General features: G+C 66.2%; 13 protein-coding genes. 12 read left to right on the forward strand and 1 reads right to left on the reverse strand.

Translation table 11 applies throughout. The annotated features are described in order from the left end of the window. The first annotated feature begins 119 nt into the window (after positions 1-119). The 10 genes from MRY80_RS26230 (at position 120) to MRY80_RS26275 (ending at position 9,345) form a co-directional block, all read left to right on the forward strand. The gene (locus tag MRY80_RS26230) at positions 120-551 is read left to right on the forward strand and encodes a universal stress protein (RefSeq protein WP_293294688.1); all 432 of its coding nucleotides are present in this window, start codon (positions 120-122) and stop codon (positions 549-551) included. A gap of 123 nt (positions 552-674) precedes the next feature. Next, positions 675-2,132, forward strand: a complete 1,458-nt coding sequence (locus tag MRY80_RS26235) for an NAD-dependent succinate-semialdehyde dehydrogenase (RefSeq protein WP_293294690.1) — start codon at positions 675-677, stop codon at positions 2,130-2,132. 22 nt (positions 2,133-2,154) lie between these two features. Further along, entirely contained in the window at positions 2,155-2,802 is a 648-nt protein-coding gene (gene maiA, locus MRY80_RS26240; protein ID WP_293294692.1) for a maleylacetoacetate isomerase, read from the forward strand. A 124-nt stretch (positions 2,803-2,926) separates the two neighbouring features. Further along, entirely contained in the window at positions 2,927-3,457 is a 531-nt protein-coding gene (locus tag MRY80_RS26245; protein ID WP_293294694.1) for a hypothetical protein, read from the forward strand. 23 nt (positions 3,458-3,480) lie between these two features. Next, the gene (locus tag MRY80_RS26250; protein ID WP_293294695.1) at positions 3,481-4,758 is read left to right on the forward strand and encodes an imelysin family protein; all 1,278 of its coding nucleotides are present in this window, start codon (positions 3,481-3,483) and stop codon (positions 4,756-4,758) included. A gap of 13 nt (positions 4,759-4,771) precedes the next feature. Then, on the forward strand, positions 4,772-5,089 hold the full coding sequence (locus tag MRY80_RS26255) for a (2Fe-2S)-binding protein (protein WP_293294717.1): 318 nt from the start codon (positions 4,772-4,774) through the stop codon (positions 5,087-5,089). A gap of 72 nt (positions 5,090-5,161) precedes the next feature. Beyond that, a complete protein-coding gene (gene bfr / locus MRY80_RS26260) occupies positions 5,162-5,647 on the forward strand; it encodes a bacterioferritin (protein WP_293294718.1) in 486 nt (161 codons plus the stop codon). Further along, positions 5,619-7,163 carry a di-heme oxidoredictase family protein gene (locus MRY80_RS26265; RefSeq protein WP_293294719.1) on the forward strand — a complete coding sequence of 515 codons (1,545 nt, stop codon included), beginning with the start codon at positions 5,619-5,621 and terminating at the stop codon, positions 7,161-7,163. Before bfr ends, MRY80_RS26265 begins: the two co-directional genes overlap by 29 nt. Continuing rightward, the gene (locus MRY80_RS26270; protein WP_293294720.1) at positions 7,163-8,251 is read left to right on the forward strand and encodes an imelysin family protein; all 1,089 of its coding nucleotides are present in this window, start codon (positions 7,163-7,165) and stop codon (positions 8,249-8,251) included. The genes MRY80_RS26265 and MRY80_RS26270 overlap by 1 nt, the downstream gene beginning before the upstream one ends. Beyond that, positions 8,251-9,345 (forward strand): DUF1513 domain-containing protein, encoded by a 1,095-nt coding sequence (locus MRY80_RS26275; RefSeq protein WP_293294722.1) that lies wholly within the window; start codon positions 8,251-8,253, stop codon positions 9,343-9,345. Before MRY80_RS26270 ends, MRY80_RS26275 begins: the two co-directional genes overlap by 1 nt. On the opposite strand, the gene MRY80_RS26280 is transcribed toward MRY80_RS26275, so the two are convergent. Then, positions 9,346-9,933, reverse strand: coding sequence for a VOC family protein (locus MRY80_RS26280; RefSeq protein WP_293294724.1), 588 nt, complete (start codon positions 9,931-9,933; stop codon positions 9,346-9,348). Between the two features lie 180 nt (positions 9,934-10,113). Here MRY80_RS26280 and MRY80_RS26285 point away from each other — a divergent pair, with 180 nt between their 5' ends. Together MRY80_RS26285 and MRY80_RS26290 are read left to right on the forward strand one after the other, a co-directional pair. After that, positions 10,114-10,995, forward strand: a complete 882-nt coding sequence (locus MRY80_RS26285; RefSeq protein WP_293294930.1) for a metal ABC transporter substrate-binding protein — start codon at positions 10,114-10,116, stop codon at positions 10,993-10,995. Between the two features lie 71 nt (positions 10,996-11,066). After that, entirely contained in the window at positions 11,067-11,948 is an 882-nt protein-coding gene (locus tag MRY80_RS26290) for a manganese/iron ABC transporter ATP-binding protein (protein ID WP_293294726.1), read from the forward strand. Positions 11,949-11,979: the final 31 nt, after the last annotated feature.

Here is an 11,979-nt window from a genome sequence, read left to right on the forward strand (position 1 = left end):
GCCGCGAGACGCTTTGCCTCCTCCCGCGGGCAGGCCTCGCCATGCTACGCTTCGTCGGCGATGCCGGTCGCGCATCCGTCCGAAACCGAGAACAGGGCCGTGGTCCGCAGGGGGAGAATATGACGATCTACAAATCCATCATGGTGCCGGTCGATCTGGAGCATGAGAGTTCGTGGGAAAAGGCGTTCCCGGTCGCGCTGAAGATGGCCGAGACCTTCGCTGCGAGCCTGCATGTCGTCACCGTCGAGCAGGACATCCGCAACCCCACGGTGATGCAGTACTTCCCGAAGGACTACGAGGCGAAGCTCGTCGAAAACGCCTCCAAGCGGCTGGCCGAACTCGTCGCGCGCGAGATGCCGGGCGTCGAGGTGACGCGCCATGTCGCCGTCGGGCAGATCTTCCGCGAGATCGTGCGCGCGGCCAAAGAAAACGACTGCGACCTGATCGTCATGGCGTCGCACCGGCCCGAACTGGTCGATCTCCTGATCGGTCCGAATGCCGAGGGCGTGACGCGGCACACCACCGCCTCCGTGATGATCGTCAGGAGCTGATCCGGGCGTGGCCGGCTCGTTCCGGCCACCGCCTCGCGACCCGCATTGACCCGACGTCGACGCTGGTGCAGACCACGCGTGAAAACACCAATTAGGCCGCGCCGCCACCTGGAGGACCAAGGGATGCTCACCAAGACCAGCGCTTTCATGAAAGAGGCCAACCTGATCGGCGGACAGTGGGTCGAAGCCGATTCGGGCAACACGCTGACCGTCACCGATCCGGCCACCGGCGCGGTGATCGGCACGGTGCCCAAATCCGGGCAGGCCGAAACCGCGCGCGCCATCGCCGCGGCCTCCGCCGCCTTCGAGAGCTTCTCCCGCACCACGGCCGCCGAGCGCGCCGCGATCCTGCGGCGCATGCATGACGTGATGATCGAGAATGCCGACGAACTGGCGGAACTCCTGACCCGCGAACAAGGCAAGCCGCTGGCCGAGGCGAAGGGCGAGATCGTCATCGGCGCCAACTACATCCTCTGGTTCGCCGAGGAAGGCCGCCGCGTCTATGGCGACATCGTGCCGTCGCCCTGGGCCGACCGCCGCATCCTGGTGCGCAAGGAGCCGGTCGGCGTGGTCGGCGCGATCACGCCGTGGAATTTCCCGTCCTCCATGCTGGCGCGCAAGATCGGTCCGGCGATCGCCGCCGGCTGCACCGCCGTCATCAAGCCCGCCTCGCAGACGCCCTATTCGGGCCTCGCCTGGGGCGTCATCGCCGAGATGGCGGGCCTGCCGGCCGGCGTGATGAACATCGTCACCGGCTCGGCCTCCGAGATCGGCGGCGAACTCACCTCCAATCCGGCGGTCAAGAAGATCACCTTCACTGGCTCCACCGAGATCGGCAAGCTGCTGCTCAAGCAGTGCGCCGACACGGTCAAGAAGGTGTCGATGGAACTGGGCGGCAACGCGCCCTTCCTGATCTTCGATTCGGCCGACATCGACCGCGCGGTGGAAGGCGCCGTCGCCGCCAAATACCGCAACTCCGGCCAGACCTGCGTCTGCACCAACCGCTTCTACGTGCAGGCCGGCGTCTATGACGAATTCGCCGAGAAACTGGCCCGCAAGTCCGAAGCCCTGAAGGTCGGCCCGGGCACGCAGGAGGGGACGCAGCAGGGTCCGCTCATCGACATGGCGGCTGTGGAAAAGGTCGAGGAACTGATCGCCGACGCCGTCGCCAAGGGCGGCACGGTCTTGTCCGGCGGCAACCGCCACGAACTCGGCCAGACCTTCTTCCAGCCGACCGTCATCTCCAACGCGACCGCCGAGATGCGGTTCTCGCGCGAGGAGATCTTCGGCCCGGTCTCGCCGATCTTCCGCTTCGAGACCGAGGAAGAGGCGATCGCGCTCGCCAACGACACCGAATACGGCCTGGCCTGCTACTTCTACACCCGCGATCTCGGCCAGTCCTTCCGCGTGATGGAGCAGCTGAATTACGGCCTCGTCGGGGTCAACGAGGGCGTCATCACCACGCCGGAAGCGCCCTTCGGCGGTGCCAAGGAATCGGGCCTCGGTTCCGAAGGCGGCAAGGAAGGCATCAACGAATATCTCGACACCAAATATGTCTGCATCGGCGGCCTCGGCCTCTGACCCGCGACGCATTGGGGGACCCATGCTCCGTTTCCACGGCTATTTCCGCTCTTCCTCGTCCTATCGCTGCCGCATCGCCTTCAATCTGAAGGCGGTCGGCTACGAATTCGTGCCCGTGCACCTGCTGAAGGACGGCGGCCAGCAGAAACAGGCGGGCTACCGCGCCCTCAACCCGCAGATGCTGGTGCCGACGCTGGAGGCGGGCGACCTTGCGATCGGCCAGTCCATGGCGATCCTGGAATGGCTCGACGAGAGCTATCCGGACCCCGCCTTCCTGCCTGCCAGCCCCGACGACCGCGCCCGCGTGCGCGCGTTCGCCGACATCATCGCCTGCGACATCCACCCCCTCCAGAACCTCCGCGTCCTGCAATATCTGCGCGAGAATTACGACGAGGACCAGGACGGCGTCGAACGCTGGTGCCAGCGCTGGATCGGCGACGGCCTGGCGGCCTGCGAGGCGATGCTGCGCAAGCAGGAGACGCCGTCGACCTTCTGTTTCGGCGAACAGCCGGGGCTGGCCGACATCTGCCTCGTGCCGCAGGTCTTCTCCGCGCATCGCTTCAAGGTCGATCTGACCGACATGCCCCGCATCCGCGCCATCCACGAGGCCTGCGAGGCGCTCCCCGCCTTCGCCGAGGCGCATCCGTCCAGGCAGCCCGACGCGGAGTGAAGGCCGCCGGGCCCGTCCGGCCCATTTCTTTAGAATCGTTAAAAACTAGAGTGTTTGACACAAGTTTTCGGCTGCGGCATAAACCTGACACCAACTATCAGCTTTGAAAGCCGCGAGCCGATCCGTGTACGACCGCTTCGATTGCCAGAACGGGAACTCCGCCGCCTATTTCGCGCGGCCTCCCGAGCGCCTCGTGCTCGAGGGCTATCGCAACTGGAGTTATGGCGTCGCGACGGCCGATGAAGCGGCCTGGCAGCGCGCGATCGACCTCTATTCCGGCCTTCTCGGCACGCGCGCTTCGGCCGCCGCCGTCCAGGCGCTGTCGGAATTCGTCGGTGCCCTCGGGCGTTGCGCGTCCTGCCCGCTGAAGACCTTCGAAACCGGCTCGCGCCATATCTGCCGCGACGAGGTTCTGGTCATGGGGCTCATCGCCGGCATCCAGAACCAGGACGACGAAGTCGTCGGGCTCTGCCTGACGGAACTGAGCTGCGCGACGCGCTGCGACGAAGTGGCGCTGGCGGCCGGCAGCTTCGCGCTGGTCCTGCGCGGTCTCGACAAGACCCTGCTTCCCATCCCCGCACCGGTGGTGCGGGACATTCTGGAGCGTTCGCGCCGGGCGTGGCGTGACGTGAAACCTGCACCAACCTTGCATTGAAAAGAAAGATCCGGAGAGGAACAATGATCGCATTGCGAACGACCACATTCTTGGCGGGCATGGCGCTCGCCGGCGCGGTTTCGGCGCCGGCCCTGGCCGCCGACGTCACGCCGGAGGCTGTCGTGAAGACATATGCCGACATCGCGCTCGCCAAGTACGAAGACTCGCTGGCCACCGCCAAGGCGCTGGACGAGGCCGTGGACGCCTTCATCGAGGCGCCGTCGGCTGACGCCCTGCAGGCTGCCAAGGACGCCTGGCTCGCCTCGCGCGTGCCCTACCAGCAGACCGAGGCCTACCGTTTCGGCAACGCGATCGTCGATGACTGGGAAGGCCGCGTCAACGCCTGGCCGCTGGACGAGGGCCTGATCGACTATGTCGACGCTTCCTATGGCGTCGAGAGCGACGAGAACAGCCTCTACACCGCCAATGTCATCGCCAACCCGACCATCGTCATCAACGGCGAAGAGGTCGATGCGTCCGCGATCACGCCGGAGTTCCTGTCCGGCACGCTGCAGGAAGCCGGCGACATCGAAGCCAATGTCGCCACCGGCTACCATGCCATCGAATTCCTGCTCTGGGGCCAGGACCTGAACGGCACCGGCGAGGGCGCCGGCAACCGGTCGTGGACGGATTTCTCGACCAGCGAATGCACCAACGGCAATTGCGACCGTCGCGCCGAATATCTCGCCGCCGCGTCCGACCTGCTGGTCTCCGATCTGGAGGAAATGGTCGCCAACTGGAAAGAAGGCGGTGACGCGCGCGCCGAACTGACTGCCGATCCGGCTGCCGGCCTGTCGGCGATGCTGACCGGCATGGGTTCGCTCTCCTACGGCGAACTGGCCGGCGAGCGCATGAAGCTCGGCCTGCTGCTGCACGATCCGGAAGAGGAGCATGACTGCTTCTCCGACAACACCGACAAGTCGCATCTCTACGACGCCGTCGGCATCCAGAACGTCTATCTGGGCTCCTACAAGCGCGTTGACGGCTCGGTCGTCTCCGGTCCGTCGCTCGCCGAGCTCGTCGCCGCCAAGGACGCCGATCTCGACGCCGAGCTGAAGGCCAAGCTGCAGACCACGATCGACGCGATGACCGTCATGTCGCAGCGCGCCGACACGGTGGAGTCCTACGACCAGATGATCGGCGAGGGCAATGAAGAGGGCAACGCCGTCGTTCAGGCCGCCATCGACGGTCTGGTCGATCAGACCCGTTCCATCGAAAGGGCCGTTGCGCTGCTCGAGCTCGATGCGATAGAATTCGAGGGCTCCGACAGCCTCGACGATCCCGGAGCGGTTTTCCAGTAAGGGCTTCACGACCATGATCGTTTGCAGCTGCAACGTCATCATGCGCAAGGACATCGAGGAGGTCATCACCGGCCTCCTCGTCGAGGACGCCTGGCAGTTGATCACGCCGGGCGTCGTCTATCACGCCATGAAGAAGCGCGGCCGCTGCTGCGGCTGTTTTCCGAACGTGATTTCGATCATCGTGGACGTCACCGAGCGCTATCACCGCGAGATCGAGACGCCCGACGACAAGATCATCCCCTTCATCCAGAAGATCCGGGCCGAGCACGAACGCTGCGAGACGGCACGGATGATCGCCCGCCAGGCCAGGTTGCGGCGCACTGCGGCTTGATAGCCGGACCTGTTGCGAGTAGGGCTTGTCCGGCTGCCGCCGGGCCGACCGAATCTGAACAGGAGTGGATAGATGAAGGGCAATCAAAAGGTTATCGAACGTCTGAACGAGGCGCTTTTTCTCGAACTGGGCGCAGTCAACCAGTATTGGCTTCACTACCGTCTGCTGGATGACTGGGGCTACGGGAAGCTCGCCAAGAAGGAACGCGCCGAATCGATCGAGGAGATGCAGCACGCCGACAAGCTGGTCGAGCGCATCATCTTCCTGGAAGGCCATCCCAACCTCCAGACCGTCGCCCCGATGCGCATCGGGCAGACCGTCAAGGAAGTGCTGGAAGCCGACCTTGCCGGCGAATATGACGCCCGCACCTCCTACAAGCTGTCGCGCGAGATCTGCCGCGAAGAGGAAGACTACGTCACGATGCACCTCTTCGAAGAGCTTCTGACGGACGAGGAGGGTCACATCGACTTCCTCGAAACCCAGCTCGAGCTCCTGGAGAAGATCGGCGAGGAGAGATACGGACTGTTGAATGCGACGAGTGCCGACGAGGCCGAATAATGCGGCCCTCGCGATCCTGATTGCGCTCAGCGCGGGTGCGGCGCTTGCGGGCGACGCGCCCGGCGGCGCGTTTCCCGCGGTTCGCGCCGATCTGACGCATGAGGATCTGACCCGCGTCGAGGCCGTCACGGCCCCGACGACGGATTTTTCCAGGGCCGAGCCCTTCGAACTGATGCAGGGCGGCGCGGCGACCTCGCGCAAGAAGGTCAATCGCGACGCCTTTTCCCAGTTCTCCGCCAATCTGACCTTCGAGCAGGAGCGCGATTTCAAGCTCGGCAACGCGCTGTTCCGCAAGCTCTGGGTGTCCTCGCCGTCCTCGACGCAGGCCTCCGACGGGCTCGGTCCGCTGTTCAACGCGCGCTCCTGCCAGAGCTGCCACCTCAAGGACGGCCGCGGCCATCCGCCGGAAGGCGATGCCGACGCCACCTCGATGTTCCTGCGCCTCGCCAGGCCGGCCGAAACCGACGCTGAGCGCCAGGCGCTGATCGACCATCTGGCGCTGAACTTCCCCGACCCGGTCTATGGCGGCCAGCTTCAGGATCTCGCGGTGCCCGGTCTCCTGGCCGAGGGCCACATGCGCATCGCCTACGAGGAAACGCCGGTCACGCTGGGCGACGGCGAGGTCGTGTCGTTGCGCAAGCCCGCCTATTCGGTCGACGATCTCGGCTACGGGCCGCTCCACCCCGCGACCACCCTGTCGCCGCGGGTGACCCCGCAGATGATCGGCCTCGGTCTCGTCGAGGCGATCGAGCCGGCTGACATCGTTGCACGCGCCGATCCCGACGACGCGGATGGCGACGGCATTTCCGGCCGCCCGCAACTGGTGCGCAGCGCGCCCGACGCCCCCCTGGCGCTCGGCCGCTTCGGCTGGAAGGCGCAGAATCCGACCATCCGCATCCAGAGCGCGCATGCCTTCACCGACGACATCGGCATCTCGACCCCCGACACGCCGGCCGCCCATGGCGACTGCACGGTCGTGCAGACCGATTGCACCCGATTGCCGACGGGCGTCCAGCCGCGCCTGGGCGACACAGAAGCCCCCGATCCGGTGCTCGACCTGGTGACCTTCTATTCGGAAAACCTCGCCGTCCCGGCGCGCCGCGACGTGTCGGACCCGCAGGTCCTGCGCGGCAAGGAAATCTTCTATGCGCTAGGCTGCACGTCGTGCCACCAGCCGAAATTCGTCACCAGCCGCGACGCCGCGATCGAGCAGCTCGCCTTCCAGCTCATCTGGCCCTATTCCGATTTCCTGCTGCACGACATGGGCGAGGGGCTCGCCGACGGCCAGCAGGTCGGCGTCGCGAACGGCCGCGAATGGCGCACCGCGCCCTTGTGGGGCATCGGCCTGACGGAAACCGTCAACGGCCATACCTTCTTTCTGCATGACGGGCGTGCCCGCAACCTGACCGAGGCGATCCTCTGGCATGGCGGCGAGGCACAGTCCTCCCGCGATGCTTTCGCCGCATTGGAAAAGGCGGACCGCGCCGCCCTGATCCGCTTTCTGGAGTCGCTTTGATGCGTAAACTTGCCGCCGCAATCGCCGGTCTCGCCATGCTGGTCGCCAGCCCGGCCGCCGCGCAAACCCTGACGATCGACGAGGCGCAGGCCGCCGCTTCGGTCGAAAATCTCGTCGATGGCTTCATCCGGCCGGGCTTTGCGAATTTCGCCGCCACCGCCGGTAAGACGGCCGGCGCGGTCGGGGCTTTGTGCGAAACGCCCGGCGCGGGCTCGCTGCAGGCCGCGCGCGACGCCTTCCGCGACAGCGCGCTTGCCTTCGCCGGCGTCGAGTTCCTGCGCATCGGTCCGCTCATCCAGGACAACCGCCTCGAGCGGCTCCTGTTCTGGCCGGATCGCCGCGGCATCGCGCTGCGCCAGGTGCAGGGCGCGATCGCGCAGGAAGACGAGACCGTGCTCGACGCCGCCAACCTGCCCGCCAAGAGCGTCGCGTTGCAGGGCTTCACGGCGCTGGAATACCTGCTGTTCGGCACCGGGTCGGACGCGCTGGCCGGAACCGGCGCGGCGCATCGATGCGGCTTTGCCGCCGCGGTCAGCGAGAACATCCACGCCATCGCGCAGGAGCTGGACACGGCCTGGGCCGATCCGCAGGGCTTCGCCGCGGCATGGTCGCATCCCGGCCCGGACAATGCGATGTTCCGCAATGGCGAGGAGGTCGTCAGCGAGCTCCTCTCCATCCCGTCGGAGGCCTTCGAGATCATCCGCGACCAGCGTCTGAAACCCGTCGCGCCAGGCGACGGCGACGCCAATCCCAAGCGGGCGCTGTTCTGGCGTTCCGATCTGAGCGTGCAGTTCGTCGGCGCCGGCCTGGAGGCGCTGCGCGCCTATTTCAACGCCGCCGGCATCGCCGACCTCCTGCCCGAGGACGCGCGCTGGCAGGCGAACTCCATCGCCTTCGAGTTCAACAATGCCGAGGCGACACTGTCGCGCCTGCAGATGCCGGTCGCCGACATCCTGGCCGACGAGGAGCGCGCCGGCGACCTCAATTACGTGATCATCCTGACGCAGAGCCTGCAAAGCCTGTTCGGCCAGCAATTGACCGCCACGCTCGGCCTCTCCGTCGGCTTTTCCTCCCTGGACGGTGACTGATGCGCCTTTTCTCGCGAACCGGACTGATCGACCGCCGCGCGCTGCTCAAGGCGGCGGGCGGCGCCTTTGCGGCAAGCCTCGCCCCCCGCGCGGCCGCCGCACTCGCCAACGCCGACGCGGTCTACGCCTCGGCCTATATGGACGGATACGAGGGGTTCGGCGTCGCGCTTCTGACCGAGGCCGGCGAGGTCGTCCACCGCTACGCCCTGCCGCAGCGCGGCCATGACGCCGAGTTCGATCCGAGCGGCCGCCGTCTGGTGGTCTTCGCCCGCCGCCCGGGCACCTTCGCCGCCGTCATCGATCTCGCCCGCAACGCCGAGCCGCTGATCATCCACGCGCCCGAGGGCCGGCATTTCTACGGCCACGGCTGCTTTTCGGCCGACGGCCGCCTGCTCTATGTCACCGAAAACGACTACGACAACGCCCGCGGCGTGATCAGCGTCTATGACGCCACCGACGGTTTCCGCCGCATCGGCGAGTTCGATTCCGGCGGCATCGGCCCGCACGACATGGTGGTGCTGCCCGGCGGACGGTCCATGCTGATCGCCAATGGCGGCCTGGAAACCCATCCGGACTACGGCCGCACGGTTCTCAACCTGGCGACGATGAAGCCGAACCTGGCGCTGATCGACCTTGCCGACCTTTCCGTGTCGGCCCGGCACGAACTGCCGCAGGCCATGCACAAGCTCTCCATCCGCCATCTGGCGATGACCGCCGACGGCACCGTCTGGTTCGCCACCCAGAACCAGGGCGACATCCACGCGCTGCTGCCGCTGGCAGGGTCCGTGTCGCCGGATGGCGACGTTCGGCTCGTCGACATGCCGGAAGAGGATCTGCGCCTTATGCGCGGCTATATCGGCTCGGTCGCCGCCAACGAGGCGGCCGGCTCCGTGGTCTTCACCTCGCCGCAGGGCAATGTCGCCTTCGAGATCGGCTGCGCGGACGGCGCGGTGATCGCGCGGCACGACCTGGCCGATGTCTGCGGTGCCGCGGCCAAGCCCGGCGGCTTCTTCCTGTCCACCGGCAAGGGCTGGCTCGACGGGCGCACGACGCGCCTGTCCTGGGACAATCACATCGTCCGGCGTCCGACCTGATCAGCCGGAATAGGGGTCCTTCGGGCTCCGGTCGGACGACAGGCTGTCGAAGCTCCTGGCCGTCAGCGCCTCGATCGCGTCGGCGAGGTGGATTCGGTCGATGTGGTGGTCGCCGCGCGCGACCCGCAGCCGGTGCGCCTCCAGCATGACCTGGCCGTGCGACACGCCGAAAGGCGGCTCGAAGCGGTAGGACGCCAGTTCGATCAGGAAGCCGAGCGGGTCGTTGAAATAGATCGAGTCCATGAAGCCGCGATCCTTCGGCCCGCTGTGCTTGATGCCGCGCTCGTCGAGCCGCTCGACGCATTGCCAGAAGGTCGCCTGCGAAATCGACAGCGCCAGATGGTGCACGCAGCCGATGTCCGTTGGCGTGCGGCTCGGTTCGGGCGTGCGGCTCTCGTCGGTGAAGATCGTGATCAGCCGCCCGTCGCCCGGATCGAAATAGAGGTGGCTTTCGCCCTCATTGTCGAGATTGGGCTGCTCGAAGACGAAGGGCATGCCCAGCAGCCCCTCCCAGAAATCGATCGACGTGCGGCGGTCCGCGCCCACGAGGGTGATGTGGTGAACGCCCTGGCTTTGCAGTTTTCGCATCGCTGCCTCCCTTTCGTTGCGTAAGCCGGTTGCCGCCAGCCTACACGCCGGGCCTTTCCATGTCCTTTCCCTCCTTTGTTGCGAATGATTCGCATCTAACTTGACTCTTGCGAATGCTTTGCATAAGCATTAAAAAATGAGAATGGAGACCGCGAGATGATCTCGAAATTCCTGAAATCCATGCTGCTCGGCGGCGCTGTCCTGCTGGCGGCGAGCGGCGTTTCGGCGGCCGCCGACAAGTTCAAGGCCGTGACCACCTTCACCGTGATCGCCGACATGGCGCAGAACGTCGCCGGAGACGCTGCGGTGGTGGAATCGATCACCAAGCCCGGCGCGGAGATCCACGGCTACGATCCGACGCCGCGCGACATCCTGCGCGCCCAGAACGCCGATCTCGTCTTGTGGAACGGAATGAACCTCGAACTGTGGTTCGAGCAGTTCTTCGCCAATCTCAGAAACGTCCCGGCAGCCACGCTCACCGACGGCATCGAGCCGATCTCGATCGCGGAGGGCTCCTACGAGGGCAAGCCCAACCCGCATGCCTGGATGGCGCTGGAAAGCGCGCAGGTCTATGTGGACAACATCCGCGACGCCTTCGTCGAGCACGATCCGGACCACGCGGAGACCTACAAGGCCAATGCGGAGGCCTACAAGCAGCAGATCCGCGAGGCGATCGAGCCGCTGAAGGCGATGATCGCGACCGTGCCTGAGGACAAGCGCTGGCTCGTCACCTGCGAGGGCGCCTTCAGCTATCTGGCCCGCGATTTCGGCCTCAAGGAGCTCTATCTCTGGCCGATGAACGCCGACCAGACCGGCACGCCGCAACAGGTGCGCAAGGTCATCGACGGCGTGAAGCAACACGACATCCCGGTCGTCTTCTGCGAGAGCACGGTCAACAACGATCCGGCCAAGCAGGTCGCCCGCGAGACCGGCGCGAAATATGGCGGCATGCTCTACGTGGACTCTTTGACCGAGGCCGACGGCCCGGTGCCGACCTATCTCGACCTCCTGCGCGTCACGTCGGAGACGGTCGCCAAGAGCCTCGCCGGGACGGTCAACTGATCGCCATGTCCGACGCGGCCCGAAATTCGCACCGCCGCGCGGCGGCCCCCGACAGGAAACGCTAGAGCGACATGCAGCAGGAAACCTCCGCCGGCATCACCGTCCGCGACATCACGGTCACCTATCGCAACGGCCACACCGCGCTGCGCGACGCCTCCTTCGAGATCCCCACCGGCACCATCGCCGCCCTTGTCGGCGTCAACGGGTCGGGCAAGTCCACCCTGTTCAAGGCGATCATGGGCTTCGTGCCGACCGCGCGCGGCGAGATCCGGGTGCTCGACCAGACCGTGCGGGAGGCGCTGAAGCGCAATCTCGTCGCCTATGTGCCGCAGGCCGAGGAGGTCGACTGGAGCTTTCCCGTCCTGGTCGAGGACGTGGTGATGATGGGCCGCTACGGCCACATGAACTTTCTCCGCATCCCGACGGCGAACGACCGCGCCGCGGTCGATCAGGCGCTGGAGCGCGTCGGCATGTCGGAGTTCCGCCACCGCCAGATCGGCGAATTGTCGGGCGGCCAGAAGAAGCGTGTCTTCCTCGCCCGGGCGCTCGCCCAGGACGGCCGCGTCATCCTGCTCGACGAGCCCTTCACCGGCGTCGACGTCAAGACCGAGGACGCGATCGTGACGCTCCTGCGCGACCTGCGCGACGAGGGCCGCGTCATGCTGGTCTCGACCCACAATCTCGGCTCGGTGCCGGAATTCTGCGACCGCACGGTCCTGATCAAGGGCACGGTTCTGGCCTATGGCCCGACGCCCACCACCTTCACCGCCGAAAACCTCGAACGCGCCTTCGGCGGCGTGCTGCGCCACTTCGTCCTCGGCGGACAGGACCTGCACGACGACGACGACCGCCGTCAGGTGAAGATCTTCACCGACGACGAGCGCCCGCTGGTCATCTATGACGAGAAGACGCAGCGCGCCGATCCGAACCCGCTGGACACGGGGGAGCAGTGAGCGTGTCGGTCCTGCTCGAGCCCTTCGCCTA

Source organism: Oricola sp. (assembly GCF_022763245.1).
In the GTDB taxonomy this organism is placed as follows: Bacteria; Pseudomonadota; Alphaproteobacteria; order Rhizobiales; family Rhizobiaceae; genus Oricola.

Coding starts and splice junctions, on each gene's coding strand:
- MRY80_RS26255 (WP_293294717.1), top strand. CDS start 4,772: ATGATCGTTTGCAGCTGCAACGTCATCATGCGCAAGGACATCGAGGAG.
- MRY80_RS26250 (WP_293294695.1), top strand. CDS start 3,481: ATGATCGCATTGCGAACGACCACATTCTTGGCGGGCATGGCGCTCGCC.
- MRY80_RS26230 (WP_293294688.1), top strand. CDS start 120: ATGACGATCTACAAATCCATCATGGTGCCGGTCGATCTGGAGCATGAG.
- MRY80_RS26275 (WP_293294722.1), top strand. CDS start 8,251: ATGCGCCTTTTCTCGCGAACCGGACTGATCGACCGCCGCGCGCTGCTC.
- bfr (WP_293294718.1), top strand. CDS start 5,162: ATGAAGGGCAATCAAAAGGTTATCGAACGTCTGAACGAGGCGCTTTTT.
- MRY80_RS26280 (WP_293294724.1), bottom strand. CDS start 9,933: ATGCGAAAACTGCAAAGCCAGGGCGTTCACCACATCACCCTCGTGGGC.
- maiA (WP_293294692.1), top strand. CDS start 2,155: ATGCTCCGTTTCCACGGCTATTTCCGCTCTTCCTCGTCCTATCGCTGC.
- MRY80_RS26235 (WP_293294690.1), top strand. CDS start 675: ATGCTCACCAAGACCAGCGCTTTCATGAAAGAGGCCAACCTGATCGGC.
- MRY80_RS26285 (WP_293294930.1), top strand. CDS start 10,114: ATGCTGCTCGGCGGCGCTGTCCTGCTGGCGGCGAGCGGCGTTTCGGCG.
- MRY80_RS26290 (WP_293294726.1), top strand. CDS start 11,067: ATGCAGCAGGAAACCTCCGCCGGCATCACCGTCCGCGACATCACGGTC.
- MRY80_RS26270 (WP_293294720.1), top strand. CDS start 7,163: ATGCGTAAACTTGCCGCCGCAATCGCCGGTCTCGCCATGCTGGTCGCC.
- MRY80_RS26265 (WP_293294719.1), top strand. CDS start 5,619: ATGCGACGAGTGCCGACGAGGCCGAATAATGCGGCCCTCGCGATCCTG.